Source organism: Rhodoblastus sp. 17X3 (genome assembly GCF_030056575.1).
GTDB lineage: Bacteria > Pseudomonadota > Alphaproteobacteria > Rhizobiales > Beijerinckiaceae > Rhodoblastus.
In genome coordinates this window covers 200,505-214,840 of the sequence record NZ_JASHHX010000001.1, presented here as the reverse complement: position 1 = coordinate 214,840, position 14,336 = coordinate 200,505, and the positions used below count along the sequence as shown (strand labels likewise).

The following is a 14,336-nucleotide window of genomic DNA, read 5'->3' as shown; positions in this document are numbered from 1 at the left end:
GTTACGGGCAGAGGTCCCAGAAGCCGTTCCTGCGCGTCGAATCGGTATAGAACCAGCAATAATTCGGGCCGGGAGGCGAGCCGGCCCAGGACGCGGCGCTTGCGGCTGCGATGACGCCCAGAGCCGCGCCCGCAGCGATGGCGCCGCCGGCGGGCCACCAATAAGTGCGCGGCCGGACCCACACCCCGCCACGATAACGGACGTTTGGACCCCGATAAAGGCCGCGGTTGACGTGCACATTGCGGTTGACGTTCACATTCCGGTTCACGTTCCGGTTGACGTTGACATTGCGGTTGACGTTCCCGCGAACGTTCCGGTTCACATTGACGTTGCGATTGATATTTCCGCCACGATGCATGCCCCCGCCGCGAGGGCCGCCGCCACGCCGCGCCAGAACGATCTGGTCGTCGAAATCCGCCGTCGGATGAACGCCAGGGATTCCAAAGGCTTCGGACTGTGCCGGAAGGAAGGAAATGAGCGCGGCGATCAGAGCCATTCGCGCGAATAGTTTTCTTTTCATTCGTTTCTTCCTCCGCTTCCGCCCGAATGTTCGGGACAGTCGATATCCGTGGCGCGGCCGCAATAATGCCGCGATGCCGCGCCCGGAAATATTCAACTATTTGGGAGGGTCGCTTTCATGGCGAGGGTCGCCATTTGGCGGCCTCAAATCGCCGCGACGTCAAACGCCGCGACGCTTGCCGCGCCCTGCGTCGCCGCCAGGAAATAGCCTTCCGCATGCGGCAGGACATGGCCGGCGAAATGCCGGGCGAGCGCGATCTTGCCGCGCAAGAAGGTCGCATCCGCGCCATTCTCACCAAGCAATTGCGCCGCCCGCGCCGCCTGGCGCGCTAGCAGCCAGAAGCCGATGGCGACGCCAAACTGATGGAGCAGCGGCACGGCGGCCGAGGCGGTCTGCGCGGGCGCGGCCCCGTGGGTGGCCAGCACCCATTCCACCGAATCCTTCAGCCGCGCGGCGGGCGCCTTCAGCGCCTGCCCAAGCGCCGCGATTTCCGGCTGCGCCGCGCCGGACAATTCGGCCGCCGTCGCCTCGATGTCCTGGATCAGCCGGCCCGCCGCCGCGCCGCCGTCGCGCGCGATCTTGCGGCCGACAAGGTCCAGCGCCTGGATCGCCGTCGTCCCCTCATAGATCGGCGTGATGCGGGCGTCGCGGAAATGCTGGGCGGCGCCCGTTTCCTCGATGAAACCCATGCCGCCATGGACCTGCACGCCAATCGAGGCGATCTCGACCGCGCTTTCCGTGCACCAGCCCTTCACCACGGGGATCATCAGATCGACCAGCGCCTGGGCGGCGGCGGCCTCTGTCTTGTCCGGCGAAGCCTGCGCGATATCCATCTGGCCGGCGGCGAAATAGGCCAAAGCCCGCATCGCGTCGACACGCGATTTCATGTCGAGCAGCATGCGCTTGACGTCGGGATGATAGGCGATGGGCGCGCCCGTCTGGGCGCCGATCGGCCGGCCCTGAATGCGTTGAAGGGCGTAGTCGCGCGCCTGCTGGAACGCGCGCTCCGCGATGGCGACGCCTTCGAGCCCAACATTGAGACGGGCGTGGTTCATCATCGTGAACATATATTCGAGGCCACGATTGGCCTCGCCGACCAGATAGCCGATGGCGCCTTCCTTCTCGCCGAAGGACATCACCGCCGTCGGGCTGCCGTGAATGCCGAGCTTGTGCTCGATCGAGGCGCACACGAGGTCGTTGCGGGCGCCGAGCGAGCCATCCTCATTGACGAGAAATTTGGGCACGATGAAAAGCGAGATGCCCTTCACGCCGGGAGGGGCGTCGGGCAGGCGGGCGAGCACGAGATGAATGATGTTCTCGGCGACGTCATTCTCGCCCCAGGTGATGAAAATCTTGGTGCCGGTGATGCGATAGCCATCGCCGTCCGGGACCGCGCGGGTGCGCACGGCGGCGAGGTCGGACCCTGCCTGCGGCTCGGTGAGGTTCATCGTGCCGGTCCAGGTCCCGGCGACCATGTTCGGCAGATAAAGCGCCTTCTGGGCGTCCGAGCCGTGATGGTCGATGGCGGCAGTGGCGCCGAGCGTCAGCATCTGGCACAGGGAAAAAGCCAGATTCGCCGCCGTCCACATTTCCAGCACCGGCGTGGAGACGAGGGCCGGCAAGCCCTGGCCGCCATGTTCGAGCGAGGCGGGCATGGCGTTCCAGCCGTTCTCGCAGAAGGCGGCATAAGCCTCCTTGACGCCGTCGGGCGTCGTCACCACGCCGTCCTTGCAGACGCAGCCCTGCTTGTCGCCGGGATGGTTCAGAGGCGCCAGCACGTCGCTGGCGAATTTGCGCGCCTCTTCGAAGATCGCCTCGATCAGGTCGTCCGACACTTCCTCATTGCCCGGAAGGGCGGCGATCCGGGCAAGGCCGCCGATTTCCTTCATCGCGAAAATCATGTCGCGGATCGGCGCTTGATAGGCGGTCATGGCGGGAAACTCCGGGGAAACGTCGCGGCGGCGACGATTTTTTCAAAATCTTCAGGCCGGCGCAGGCCAACCGCGCGCCAAGCTAATCCTCGCGTTCCGCGAACTCAACCGCCGCGACATTCCTCTTTTGCCTAACGCGGCCCGCTATTGCGGCGGCGGCGTGACGCCGAGCAGCGCCGCCGCGCCGAGGACGAGCAGGCCCAACGCGAGCTCGCAGCCAACGCTCACGTGAAGGATCGCCAGCGCGGCCTCGCCGGGCGCGCGAGACTCCTGCAAGCGCGGCAGGGCGACAAAGCGATTGTACCCCGCGAGCGCAAGCATGGCGGCGACCAGCGCGGCTTTGGCGCAGAGAACATAGCCGTAATCGGCCAGAAACAGCGCGTTCAGCGACAGGCCGACACGGAAGCCGACATTGCCAGCGCCGCTGACGAGGATCAGCCCCACCGCCGGCAGGGCCAGCACGGAAAAATGCGTGAGGGCGGCGACGGGATTGCCGGCCTCCTCCGCCCCGCACGGCCCCTGCGCCGCTTTCAGCACGAAAAACAGCGACGGCAGTCCGCCAAGCCAGGCCGCGGCGGCGAGGACATGCGCGCTATAGAAAAAAATCATCAGCGCGCCCCAGAGTCCGGCCCCGCCCTCGGCCGCATGGCCGAGCCAGGCCTGATCGATCAGCAGAAGCGCGCCGATTCCCATCAGCGCGGCCCGCCACGCCCGCCGGGGCGCGGCCGCGACGGCGACGGCGCCGCCCAGCAAAAACAGGCGAAGGAAAGCGACCGGGCCGAACTGGGTCTCGAAAAAGAAGAGAGTCAGCGTTTCGCGATCAAACAGCTTGTCGAATCCGCCCGCCATATTGGCGATGAGCGCGCCAAGCCAGACCAGCCCGGACGCAGCGGCGACGGGGGCCGCCCATCGCAGAAGACCGTCCGTGGAGCGGCGTGCGCAAAAAAATCCGCCCTTCATGCCAAGCCAGAAGAGGGGCGACCCGAACAGGATGAAAACGGACGCGAAATGAACCCACCGCGCCAGAACGAGCAGGGGCAGGATCGGGAAGCTCTCGCTTCCATCCGTGGCGCTCAAGCCATCCATGATCCCGCCCCGCTTCTCTTTCGCGCCGGAAGCCGGGGCCGGACCGGCGGCGAGGCCGGGCCGGCGCCGCGCGAATTCACGGCGCGACCGTGAATTTGTACGAGCCGGAGCTGCGATGGGAATCGACCGAAACCACATGCCAGGTCACGATATAGAGCCCCGGTTTCAGCTTTTGTCCGATCGGCGCGCGCAGCACGTTCGGGCTCGCCGGATCGACAATGGCCTTTCCGGTGGGAATGGCCGCGCCGTCGGCGGTCTTGAGCTCGGCGCCCGAGAAGGACGCTACGATGTTTTGCGTGAAGGCGATCCGCAATTCACCCGGCGAGCCTTGCGTCGTCCCGCCAACGGCCGGGACGGCGTGGTCCAGCATGGCGTGCGCCCAGGCCGCCGGCGCAAAGAGAACCGCGGGAACGGCCAGAGCCGCGGCGAGCGCCGCAGCGATGAAGGTAAAACGCTGTTTTTTCATGATGCCCTCCTCAGTAACGGCCGCGCGCCTGCGGCGCGCCGAACAGGGGCTTGCCGATGGAATTGGGCGCGATGTCGTCCAGATAGAAATCCACCGACGCCATCACGCCGACATGGGCTCCGCTCGCCGAATTGATCGGAATCTGCGCCATGACGCCGAGCTGGAAGGAATTGCCGACGTAATAAAGCGTCGGCCCGACCACGCCGGTCGTCACATTGGTTCCGAATTCGCCGGGAATGGACGGCTCCAGATTGGACACGGGCGTGGTGAAGACCGCCTCGAAGGCGGGGATCAGCCGGCGGAACAGTTCCGGCGCTTCCCGCACATGGGCGTTCATATACAGCAGGCTGTATTGCAGCGTCGCGCCATAGGTGACGGTGGTCGGGTTGAGGCTGCCGTCGGAATTGGAGGAGCGGGTCGGCACGGTGAAATCAACTTCGCCGGTGATGGCGAAGGGCTTCAGCCAATCGGCGGAGGCGTCGCCAAACCCCTTGCCCGCGAAGAGCTTGAAGGTCACCGTCGTCACTGGATCGGAGGGCAGCGAGGCGCTTTGCGGGCTGCCGGTATTTCCCCATTCGGCGCTGACTGCGGTCGCGACGATCGACTCGGATTTGGCGTCCTGCCACATGACATATTTGAGCTGGGTTTCGATATTGCCCCAGCCGGACGCATTGGGACGCTGCAGCCAGTTATAGCCTGAAGATCCGACCGACAGCGCGAGATTGGCCGTGATGGTCTTGGAATATTCCCAGCTGAGCGAATAATTGATCGAGCCTGGCGAGCCGTCGGGATTGGCGGCGGTCATGTAAGCGAAGGTCGGCAGGTTCAGCTCGTCATTGACGCCGGGGTCGTCGATGGCCAGCGTCGCGGGAAAGACGCGGTCGCCGACGATGGTGTGGGCCTGGGCTTGCGAGGCGCCCGCGAGCAAGGCCGCGCAGGCGGCGAGGACATGGGTTCGGGGCGCGCGGCGTGGCGCGCGCGTGGGATAGGAAGCGTTCATTTCGGTCTTTTGATCTGGTCTGGCCGCCAAACGGCAGGCGGCGCGCGCCCAAAGGACGGCGCCCGCGAAAAAGCGTTGCTACGCGATGTTCAGACGAAATCCGGAGGGCCGCGCGGCGGCGGCGATTGCAGCGGCGGCGCGCGCGGCGACAGCTGCGGCGCCGGCAGGGCCAGAAGGCCGATCAGGCGTTGATTGGCGCGCGCGACAAGGTCGGGAAGCGCCGCGCCGGCAAGGGCGCAGCCGAGCGTCTGGCACATCGGACAGGACTCCGACGAACCATGATCGTGGCCCTTCCCCTGCTTGTCATGATGTGGGCAATCGGGCATGGCCATCGCGGCCATTTCGGCTTCCGCCGCCATCGCAGTCCGCGCGGGCGTGAGGAACAGGCCGATCGACTGCAGAGCGAAGACGAGCGCGATCAGCCGGACGAGCCACGCCCGCCGGAAAATGTCGCGCCTGTTTTTCGCCAGCCCCCGCGTCAAATGAAGCCCTGCCCTTGTCGCAGCCCATAGCTTTGGCGCTTTTGCCGGCGAATTCAAAGACTTTCGCATCTCGCCCTTGATTCCGCCGCCGCCTGTCGCCTGAAGGACACAAACGAGCGCCTCAGCTCTCGCCGCCGCCTGCCGCCCTCTCGCGTCGCCCGCCTCCGCATTCCGCCGCGATGGCGCGCTCGCGCCGCAGCGTCAGGATGCGCAGCGAGTCATAGATCGGCTCGTTGCGAACCAAGTTCGGGATGAGCATGGCGGTGAAACAGGCGCCGAGCATCGGCAGCAGCAAACTGGTGTTGGCGGTCATTTCCGTCACCAGCACAATGCCGGTCAAAGGCGCGCGGACGACGCCCGTGAAAAAGGCCGCCATGCCAACAAGCGCAAAGGATTCGGGCTCGATTCCGGCGCCGGGAAACAGCGCCTTGCACAAGAGGCCGAACATCAGGCCCGATTGCGCGCCGAGCGTCAGCAAGGGCGCGAACAGCCCTCCCGGCGCCCCGGCGGCGTAAGAGATCGCCCCGAGGCCAAACCGCGCCAGAAAGACCAGGCCGAGACCAATGAGATCGCCGTGACCGAGCAGCGCACTCTGGGTGAGCGCGTCGCCGCCGCCGACCAGCGAAGGCGCAAACCAGGCCAGCGCCCCCACGCCGCCCCCAATCCCCGCCGCGCGTAAAACCGGCGGAATCAGGGTCAGCCCGTTGCAAAAGGCCAGTGTCGCGAGCAGCGTGCGATTATAGGCGACGGCCAGCGCGCCCGCGACGCCGCCCGCGACAAGGTACAGAATCCGCGCCCCGGCGGAAACCGGCAGGAGCGCCGCGACCTGAAAATCCGGCGCGTCGCCGAGCAGAAGCCGCGCCAGCGCGATGGCCGTCGCAGAGGCCCCGAGGGCCGCGATGGCCATGCGGCGCTCGAATCTTTGCGCCAGTTCCTCCAGCACGAAGACCGCGCCGGCGATGGGCGCGTTGAAGGCCGTGGCGAGGCCCGCGCCCGCGCCCGCCGCGAGCAGCACCCGGCAATCCGCGGCGTCCAGGCCGAACAGGCGCCCGACCTGATGAGCGAGGCTCGCGCCCATCTGCACGCTCGGCCCCTCGCGGCCCAAGGCCAATCCCGAGCCGATGGCGAGCAGGCCGCCGAAAAACTTGACCGGCAGCAGCCGGAAAGGCGCGGGCGCGGCCTCGCCGTGCAGGACCGCCTCGACATGGGGGATGCCGCTGCCCGCCGCATGGGGCGAGAAACGCCGCGCCAGCCAAACCGCAAGCGCCGTCGCGGCGCCGCAAAGAAGCACGACAGCCAGAAAGCCGGAGGCGGATCGGCCATGCATCCAGGCGAGCGTCGAATCGCGAAAGACATCCGCCCGGTTCAGCGCAAGGCGGAAGATCGCGCCGATCAGGCCGGCGGCGCCGCCGGTCGCCAGCGCCAGCAGCGCCAACGTGGCGAGGCCGCGCGTTTCGTCATCCGTTCGCCCGCCGTCCTGCGGCATTCTGCTCATCCCAGCCGCTCCGCCGCCGCCAAACATCCGCCTTCATCTTGACAGCAAAGAAGACGCGGCCGCAAGTCGGGCGCCGCAGCGCGAAATTTGATTTGACAGCGGCGGGCGCACTCGTTCCGATGCGATCAAGTTCTTCATCGGGCTGTCGAAAAAGGGCCGTAAATTCGGCCCGTTTCCGCAGCGACGTTTCGGAAGTCCGCGAATGGAACTCGACCCCGTCCTCCTGTCCCGAATTCAATTCGCCTTCGTGGTCAGCTTCCACATCATCTTTCCCTCCTTCACCATCGGCCTCGCGGCGTGGCTCGCGACCATCGAGGGCATGTCGATGGCGACGGGAAACCCGGTTTACCGGCGCGTGTTCGATTTCTGGCTCAAGGTCTTCGCCCTTTCCTTCGCCATGGGCGTGGTCAGCGGCATCGTCATGGCGTTCCAGTTCGGCACGAATTGGAGCGCGCTGTCGGAGCGCACCGGCTCCATCCAGGGGCCGCTGCTCGGCTATGAGGCCTTCACCGCCTTCCTGCTCGAGGCCTCCTTCTTCGGAATCATGCTGCTGGGGCGCGACAGGATCCCGCCCTGGTTCTATTTCTTCTCCTGCTGCATGGTCGCGCTCGGGACGATGCTCTCGTCCTACTGGATCCTGTGCAACAACAGCTGGATGCAGGTCCCGCTCGGCCATACGATCGTTGACGGCAAGCTGATCCCCGACGACTGGAAGACAATTCTGCTCGGCCCGGTCCAGCGCATCCGCTGGCCGCATATGCTGTTCGGCGCCTTCCTCACCACCAGCATGTGCGTCGCGGCGACGGGGGCCTGGCATCGCCTGCGCGGAACGGCCTGGGAGGAATCGCGGGTGATGCTGGACTGGGGCCTGGGCCTCGCCGCCGTGCTGATCCCCGCGCAGATTCTGTTCGGCCATCTCGCCGGAGACATCGTCCACAAATACCAGCCCGCCAAATTCGCGGCGATCGAGGCGCGCTGGCATGACGAGCAGCCCGCGGCGGAAGTGCTGGTCGGCTGGCCGGACGAAACCGCCGGGCGCAATCTCTACGCGATATCCATTCCGCGCCTCGGCAGCTTCATCGCCACCGGGACCTGGGATTCGAAGGAAGTTGGCGTCGACTCCTTCCCGGCCCAGGACCGTCCGCCCGTGCTCATACCATTCTGGACCTTCCGCATCATGGTCGGCATGGCGCTCGTGATGCTGGCCATTTCCTGGGGCGGCGTGATCCTGCGCGCGCTGGGGCGGCTGGAGGACGAGCGCTGGTTCCTCTGGCTGACCTTCCTGTCCTTCCCCACCGGGTTCGTCGCCGTGCTCGCCGGCTGGTTCACCGCCGAAGTCGGCCGGCAGCCCTGGGTGGTCTATGGCCTGCTGCGCACCAAAGACGCCGTGACGCCTTCGCTTTCGACACCCATGGTGCTGGCCTCCCTCGCCGGCTACATCCTCGTCTATTCCCTCATCTACGCCTTCGGCGTGGTCTATTTCTATCGCCTGATGCGCGACGGGCTGACGCGCAAGACGCCGCCTGCCGCGGGCTATGGCCTCGACACGGAGCCCGTGCAATGAGCCCCGCCGCGCCTTCCGACCTCGCCCTGTTCTGGGCCGGGGCCATCGCCTTCTCCATTATCGTTTACGTCGTTCTCGACGGCTTCGATCTCGGCGTCGGCATGTTGTTCGGCGCGACGCGCGATCCCGAACTACGCGACGAGATGATGGGGTCGATCTCGCCATACTGGGACGGCAACGAGACCTGGCTGATCGTCGTCGGCGCCTCGCTTTTCGCGGCTTTTCCCGCCGTCTATGCGATTTTCCTGCCCGCGTTCTATTTCCCCGTTCTATTGCTGATGTTCGGCTTGATGTTCCGGGGCGTGGCGTTCGAGTTTCGCGGGCGCGGCGGGCCGTCGAGCCTGTGGAGCGCCGGTTTCTGGATCGGTTCGGGCCTTGTCGCCTTCGTTCAGGGCGCCGCCGTCGGGGCGATGATCCTCGGCATTCCGGTCAAGGACAATCAATATGCCGGCGGGGCGTTCGAATGGCTGCGGCCCCTGCCCGTGCTGTGCGGCATCGGCCTCATGTTCGGCTATGGCCTGCTCGGCGCCGGCTGGCTGATCCTCAAATCGCCGACCCGCCTGCGCGACTGGGCGTATCAGCGCGCGCCTTTTCTCGCCGGGGGCATGGCGGCGACGCTCTTTCTCGCCACGATCGTGACGCTGGTCCAGGCCGAAGGCGTGGTCGCGCGGTTGGCGGACCGGCCATGGGCCGCCCTTTTTGCGCTTGCCGGCGCCCTCTCGATCTTTGGAGCGCTGCGCGGGGTCAAGGCGCGCCGCGACGGCCAGCCCTTCGCCTTCACTATCCTGTTTTTCCTCTCAGCCTTCGGGTTTCTCGCTGCGGCCTTCTGGCCCTACATGATCCCCTATAGCGTAACGGTAGCCAGCGCGGCGGCGCCGGAATCCTCGCTGTCCTTCCTGTTCTGGGGCGCCGGGCTTGTCGCTCTGCCGGTCGTCCTGATCTATTCGGTGGTCGTCCACGCCGTGTTTTGGGGAAAGTTGCGGATCAAGGGCCACTGATCCCGGAGCTCGTGCGGGGCTTGACGTCAGCGCCGCAAGCCGCCATGCGAAGGCGCCCCGCAGGGCGTTGGCCGAGGACCGGATATGACCGCCTTCAGATTTATCGAACTCGTGCTTCTGGTGATCGCCGGCCTGCTGCCGATCATGAACCCGTTCAGCACGGCCCCGCTGCTCATCGCGCTCACCGCCGGCATGACCGCGGAAGAGCGCAACCGGCAGACCCTGCTTGGCTGTATCTACGCCTTCTGCATCCTCGCGACCTTCCTGATCGCGGGCCGGTTCATCATCGGCTTTTTCGGCATTTCCCTGCCCGGCATCCGCATCGCGGGCGGACTTCTGGTCTCGACACTCGGCTTCCGCATGGTCTTCCCGCCGAGCGCCCCGGCCGGCGAGAAGGTCGCGACCCAGAAGGACATCGCCTTCTCCCCGCTCGCCATGCCCTCGTTGAGCGGACCGGGCTCGATTTCCGTGGTGCTGGCCACTTCGGCGCAAATCCCCGATGACAGGATCGCGCTGGGCAATGTCATCGTGCTGATTGGCATCGCCCTGACCACTTTGTTCACCTGGCTGGTGCTGCGCGGCTCTATCGTCCTTGTGCGCTTCCTCGGCCCGAACGGCATCGACGCCATGACCCGCATGTTCGGCTTCCTGCTGATCTGCATCGGCGTGCAATTCGTGCTGATTGGAACGAGCGATTTCTTCGTGCCGCTGTTCAAGACGGCCGGCTGATTCAGACCAGCCCCCTCAGTTCCACCGGCGCCCAGCCGTTCAGCTCCATCTGAACCGCCAGCAGCACCGCGCGGGCGATGGCCTGCTCGGGCCTGCCGACGCCGGAAAAAGGCGTCAGCGGATCGAGCGCGACCTCGGCCAGAGCCTCGCCCTCGGCGACCGCGGCCCCGGGCCGGCGCAGCCCGACCAGACGCCCGGCGCGCGGCGCCGCGATCGCCGTCTCGCCGATATGGCCGAGCAGATCGCCGCGGGAAACCATTTCGCCGATCTCGCGCTCCGCCCGGAACCGCCCCTGATGCGGCGCCTCGGCCGATCCGCCCGTGAAGAAGCCGATCTCGCCCCGGGCTTGGGCGTCTGGCGCGCTCCCCGTCCGGATAACGGCGCCCGGGTCCGGCCCGTCCGTTGCGATCACGAGGTCGCAATCCTCGCCCGCCACAGGCCCCAGCCCAAGGCCGACGCGGAAGGGAGCATCGAAGGTGTCCGGGACCATGGCGCTTCCGCTTTCACGGCTGCCATCGACGATCACATCCCACGGCCAACGCTCGACCGCCCCGGCGATCGGGCGCGCGAGGACAGGAATGAAGCTTTTTTGGCGCAAACCCGCCAAAAATTCGCGCTCGCGCCGGGTCATCCGCGCTTCCACGCCGTCGAGACAAGCGCGTCCGCCCGCCCAGGAATCGGCGAAAGACATCTTGCGGCGCAGGATTTTCGGGTCGTCGGCCTGATGAATCGCAACCGAATAGCCGGCCAGCAGCAGCAGACGCGCCGCCGTCGAGGCCAAAGGTCCCATTCCAAGCACCAGAACGCAGGTTTGCTCGCTCATTGTCCCGACCGAAAATCGCCGCAGCCGCCGGAAGACAAGCAAGATCGCCGCCGTTTTTCGCGCGGAACTTCGGCTCTGCGCATGCGTTTGGAATTTGCGCCTCCGGCGCCTTGCCAAAACGACATAAAACAAGGTTGAGCTTGACTGGCTGTCTCGCGACAGCTTGCAATCCCACCCCGCATTCCAATCCCGGCAAATCGCTTCGAAAATCATCACGAAAATCATCACTTGGGAGATCAAATATGAAAAAATTTCTCTTTGCCCTCGGCGCTCTCGCCCTGCTCGCCGAGCCCGTCGCCGCCTTGCCTGTTCTCGTCTCCCAAGAAGCGACCGTCGTCGGCGTCCAGCCGACCAAGACAGTGACCGCCGTCGGCGCCGCGCACCGCTCGACCCGCCGCACCGCGCGCCGCGTCAACCGCCGCCACGGCTATTGAGGCTCGCCGTCGCCGCCGGCCCGTTCCGGCGGTGGCGTCCACGCGCCGCTTTCCGCTTCCTGCTGTTCGTATTATGTTCGATTGAACGCGACATGATTCGCAGGATGGGAGCAAGGGGTGAGCGCGGCCGCCTATCTCGGCAAACTCAATGCGGAGCAGCGCCGGGCCGTTGAATTCGACGGTGGCGGCGCCTTGTCTGGCGGGCCCCTGCTGGTCATCGCCGGCGCCGGCTCGGGCAAAACCAATACGCTGGCGCATCGCGTCGCCCATCTGATCGCCACGGGCGCGGATCCGCGCCGCATCTTGCTGATGACTTTTTCGCGCCGTGCGGCGTCCGAAATGTGCGGGCGCGTGCAGCGCATCTGCGCAGAAGCCCTCGGCGCCAAGTCCGGCGCGCTGACCGACGCGCTTGCCTGGGCCGGCACTTTTCATGGGATCGGCGCGCGGCTGCTGCGTGAATATGCGCCGTTGATCGGACTCGATCCGGATTTCACCATCCACGACCGCGAGGATAGCGCCGACCTGCTGAATCTCGTGCGCCACGACCTCGGCTTCTCGAAAACGGAAAAGCGCTTTCCGACCAAGGCGACCTGCCTCGCCATCTATTCCCGGGCCGTCAATTCCGAACTGCCGCTCGACGAGGTTCTGGGCAAGCATTTCCCTTGGTGCGCGGGCTGGAGCGACCAACTGCGCGCGATGTTCGCGGCCTATGTCGAGGCCAAGCAGGCGCAGAACATCCTCGATTACGACGACCTGCTGCTCTATTGGGCGCAGATGGCCGCAGAACCGGCGCTTGCCGCCGAAATGAGCGCGCGTTTCGACCATGTGCTGGTCGATGAATATCAGGACACCAATCGCCTGCAGGCCTCGATCCTCACTGGCCTGAAGCCGGACGGACGCGGCCTCACCGTCGTCGGCGACGACGCCCAGTCGATCTATTCCTTCCGCGCGGCGGATGTGCGGAACATTCTGGACTTTCCCGGCCAGTTCGCGCCGCCCGCCGAGATTGTCACGCTCGACCGCAATTACCGCTCGACCCAGCCCATCCTCGCTGCCGCCAATGGCGTGATCGGGCTGGCCAAGGAGCGTTTCGCCAAAAATCTCTGGACGGAGCGCGCCTCCGCGCAGTTGCCCGCGCTGGTCGTCGTGCGCGACGAGACCGATCAGGCGAATTACATCGTCGAAAAGGTGCTGGAGGCGCGCGAAGCCGGCGAAAAGCTCAAGTCGCAGGCCGTGCTGTTCCGCGCCGCCCATCACAGCGGCCCGCTGGAAGTGGAGCTGACCCGGCGCAACGTTCCCTTTGTGAAATTCGGCGGGCTGAAATTCCTCGACAGCGCCCATGTCAAAGACCTGCTGGCGCTGCTGCGCTTCGCCCAGAACCCGCGCGACCGCATTTCCGGCTTTCGCCTGTTGCAGATCCTGCCGGGCGTCGGGCCTTCCATCGCCCGGCGCGCGCTGGAGGAGATCAGCGCGCACAGCGACCCCGTCGCGGCGCTGGCCGCCCTGCCCGCGCCCGTAAAGGCTGGCGATTTCTGGCCGCGCTTCGTCGCCGCCGTGCAGGACCTGCACGGGGCCGAGGCGGTCTGGCCCGCCGCGCTCGGCCGCGCCCGCGCCTGGTACGAGCCGCATCTCGAACGCCTGCACGAGGACGCCGCGACTCGGCAGATCGACCTCCTCCAGCTGGAGCAGATCGCCGCGACCTATCCAACGCGCGAGCGTTTCCTGACCGAACTGACGCTCGACCCGCCCGACGCAACCAGCGCCGAAGCCGGCGTCCCGCTGCGTGACGAGGATTATCTCATCCTCTCGACTATTCATTCCGCCAAGGGGCAGGAATGGAAATCGGTCTTCCTGCTCAATGTTGTGGACGGCTGCATCCCCTCGGATCTCGCCACCGGCTCCAGCGCGGAGATCGAGGAGGAGCGGCGGCTGCTTTATGTCGGCATGACCCGGGCCAAGGACCGCCTGCATTTGTTGATCCCGCAGCGCTTCTTCACCCATGGCCAGCACAGTCGCGGCGACCGCCATGTCTATGCCGCTCGCAGCCGCTTCATACCCGAAGCCCTAACGCACGGTTTCGAGAAGGTGTCGTGGCCGCCGCCCGCCGCCGAAGCGGCCGGACTCGGACCGGCGCACCGGACCAGGATCGACCTCGGCGCGCGGATGCGCGGCATGTGGCGATAATCGCCCCCGCTCAATGATTCCCTTGCCGCGCCAATTGCGCCGGTCACGCAAAATGCAGGGATCGAGTCCAACCCTTATAGCCGAGGCGCTGTAGTCACTCCCCTTTTGGGACTGCCTCGGCGGCCTCGCCACGCGGCCGGACACGCTCCTGCAGGCGCCGCAACACCGGCTCGACTGCGTGCTGAGCCAGCGCCTCCATTTCGTGAAAGGCCGCGAGCACTTCCTCGCCCAGCGGCGTCAACCGCGCGCCGCCGCCGGACCGCCCGCCCTTGCTTGCGACGACCAGCGGGCCATCGAAATGGCTGTTCATCGCCTCGACCAGATACCAGGCGCGCTTGTAGCTCATGGCGATGCTGCGCCCGGCCGCCGAGATGGAGCCGGTTTCCCTGATGCCCTGCAGCAGGGCCGTCTTGCCCGGCCCGATCCAGATTCCCGGCGCGACAATCACGCGCAGCTGCGCGCCGACTTTCTGATCGTCATCGTCCATTCGCCGGCGCCCTGCCCCATTGCGTCGCGGCCCCACCGGCCGCCCGGGCGCATTTATGCCGCCGCCGGGCGCCTGCATCAACAGGGCGCTTCGCCGCCGCAAGCGTTGCCGCTCCGTCGCGGCGATGCTAGGAATCC

Annotated in this window: 14 protein-coding genes; 5 read left to right on the top strand and 9 right to left on the bottom strand. The window is 66.4% G+C overall.

Annotation, left to right across the window (positions count from 1 at the left end; all coding sequences use genetic code 11):
* Window position 1 precedes the first annotated feature (1 nt).
* The 7 genes from QM467_RS01015 to clcA form a co-directional block, all read right to left on the bottom strand.
* On the bottom strand, window positions 2-520 hold the full coding sequence (locus QM467_RS01015) for a hypothetical protein (protein WP_283364420.1): 519 nt from the start codon (window positions 518-520) through the stop codon (window positions 2-4).
* A 143-nt stretch (window positions 521-663) separates the two neighbouring features.
* Complete coding sequence (locus QM467_RS01010) at window positions 664-2,451, bottom strand: acyl-CoA dehydrogenase (RefSeq protein ID WP_283364419.1); 1,788 nt, start codon at window positions 2,449-2,451, stop codon at window positions 664-666.
* A gap of 144 nt (window positions 2,452-2,595) precedes the next feature.
* Window positions 2,596-3,537, bottom strand: coding sequence for a CopD family protein (locus QM467_RS01005; protein WP_283364418.1), 942 nt, complete (start codon window positions 3,535-3,537; stop codon window positions 2,596-2,598).
* Between the two features lie 76 nt (window positions 3,538-3,613).
* Entirely contained in the window at window positions 3,614-4,003 is a 390-nt protein-coding gene (locus tag QM467_RS01000; RefSeq protein WP_283364417.1) for a copper resistance protein CopC, read from the bottom strand.
* Between the two features lie 10 nt (window positions 4,004-4,013).
* Window positions 4,014-5,003, bottom strand: a complete 990-nt coding sequence (locus QM467_RS00995; protein ID WP_283364416.1) for a hypothetical protein — start codon at window positions 5,001-5,003, stop codon at window positions 4,014-4,016.
* A gap of 89 nt (window positions 5,004-5,092) precedes the next feature.
* Window positions 5,093-5,485 carry a hypothetical protein gene (locus QM467_RS00990; RefSeq protein ID WP_283364415.1) on the bottom strand — a complete coding sequence of 131 codons (393 nt, stop codon included), beginning with the start codon at window positions 5,483-5,485 and terminating at the stop codon, window positions 5,093-5,095.
* Between the two features lie 121 nt (window positions 5,486-5,606).
* Window positions 5,607-6,980 (bottom strand): H(+)/Cl(-) exchange transporter ClcA, encoded by a 1,374-nt coding sequence (gene clcA, locus QM467_RS00985; RefSeq protein WP_283364414.1) that lies wholly within the window; start codon window positions 6,978-6,980, stop codon window positions 5,607-5,609.
* A gap of 202 nt (window positions 6,981-7,182) precedes the next feature.
* Between clcA and QM467_RS00980 the strand changes: the two genes are divergently transcribed.
* The 3 genes from QM467_RS00980 to QM467_RS00970 all read left to right on the top strand — a co-directional run bounded on the left by QM467_RS00980 (window position 7,183) and on the right by QM467_RS00970 (window position 10,271).
* Window positions 7,183-8,544, top strand: a complete 1,362-nt coding sequence (locus QM467_RS00980) for a cytochrome ubiquinol oxidase subunit I (RefSeq protein ID WP_283364413.1) — start codon at window positions 7,183-7,185, stop codon at window positions 8,542-8,544.
* Complete coding sequence (cydB, locus tag QM467_RS00975; RefSeq protein ID WP_283364412.1) at window positions 8,541-9,542, top strand: cytochrome d ubiquinol oxidase subunit II; 1,002 nt, start codon at window positions 8,541-8,543, stop codon at window positions 9,540-9,542. The genes QM467_RS00980 and cydB overlap by 4 nt, the downstream gene beginning before the upstream one ends.
* Before the next feature lie 84 nt (window positions 9,543-9,626).
* Window positions 9,627-10,271, top strand: coding sequence for a MarC family NAAT transporter (locus QM467_RS00970; protein ID WP_283364411.1), 645 nt, complete (start codon window positions 9,627-9,629; stop codon window positions 10,269-10,271).
* 1 nt (window position 10,272) lies between these two features.
* Here QM467_RS00970 and QM467_RS00965 read toward each other — a convergent pair whose 3' ends face one another.
* Window positions 10,273-11,094, bottom strand: a complete 822-nt coding sequence (locus QM467_RS00965; RefSeq protein WP_283364410.1) for a hypothetical protein — start codon at window positions 11,092-11,094, stop codon at window positions 10,273-10,275.
* A 242-nt stretch (window positions 11,095-11,336) separates the two neighbouring features.
* Here QM467_RS00965 and QM467_RS00960 point away from each other — a divergent pair, with 242 nt between their 5' ends.
* Window positions 11,337-11,528, top strand: coding sequence for a hypothetical protein (locus tag QM467_RS00960; protein ID WP_283364409.1), 192 nt, complete (start codon window positions 11,337-11,339; stop codon window positions 11,526-11,528).
* Between the two features lie 117 nt (window positions 11,529-11,645).
* Window positions 11,646-13,712 carry an ATP-dependent helicase gene (locus QM467_RS00955; protein WP_283364408.1) on the top strand — a complete coding sequence of 689 codons (2,067 nt, stop codon included), beginning with the start codon at window positions 11,646-11,648 and terminating at the stop codon, window positions 13,710-13,712.
* Between the two features lie 94 nt (window positions 13,713-13,806).
* Here QM467_RS00955 and QM467_RS00950 read toward each other — a convergent pair whose 3' ends face one another.
* Entirely contained in the window at window positions 13,807-14,199 is a 393-nt protein-coding gene (locus QM467_RS00950) for a winged helix-turn-helix domain-containing protein (protein ID WP_283364407.1), read from the bottom strand.
* Window positions 14,200-14,336 lie beyond the last annotated feature (137 nt).

Coding starts and splice junctions, on each gene's coding strand:
- QM467_RS01010 (WP_283364419.1), bottom strand. CDS start 2,451: ATGACCGCCTATCAAGCGCCGATCCGCGACATGATTTTCGCGATGAAG.
- cydB (WP_283364412.1), top strand. CDS start 8,541: ATGAGCCCCGCCGCGCCTTCCGACCTCGCCCTGTTCTGGGCCGGGGCC.
- QM467_RS00960 (WP_283364409.1), top strand. CDS start 11,337: ATGAAAAAATTTCTCTTTGCCCTCGGCGCTCTCGCCCTGCTCGCCGAG.
- QM467_RS01005 (WP_283364418.1), bottom strand. CDS start 3,537: ATGGATGGCTTGAGCGCCACGGATGGAAGCGAGAGCTTCCCGATCCTG.
- QM467_RS00950 (WP_283364407.1), bottom strand. CDS start 14,199: ATGGACGATGACGATCAGAAAGTCGGCGCGCAGCTGCGCGTGATTGTC.
- clcA (WP_283364414.1), bottom strand. CDS start 6,980: ATGAGCAGAATGCCGCAGGACGGCGGGCGAACGGATGACGAAACGCGC.
- QM467_RS01000 (WP_283364417.1), bottom strand. CDS start 4,003: ATGAAAAAACAGCGTTTTACCTTCATCGCTGCGGCGCTCGCCGCGGCT.
- QM467_RS01015 (WP_283364420.1), bottom strand. CDS start 520: ATGAAAAGAAAACTATTCGCGCGAATGGCTCTGATCGCCGCGCTCATT.
- QM467_RS00995 (WP_283364416.1), bottom strand. CDS start 5,003: ATGAACGCTTCCTATCCCACGCGCGCGCCACGCCGCGCGCCCCGAACC.
- QM467_RS00970 (WP_283364411.1), top strand. CDS start 9,627: ATGACCGCCTTCAGATTTATCGAACTCGTGCTTCTGGTGATCGCCGGC.
- QM467_RS00965 (WP_283364410.1), bottom strand. CDS start 11,094: ATGAGCGAGCAAACCTGCGTTCTGGTGCTTGGAATGGGACCTTTGGCC.
- QM467_RS00980 (WP_283364413.1), top strand. CDS start 7,183: ATGGAACTCGACCCCGTCCTCCTGTCCCGAATTCAATTCGCCTTCGTG.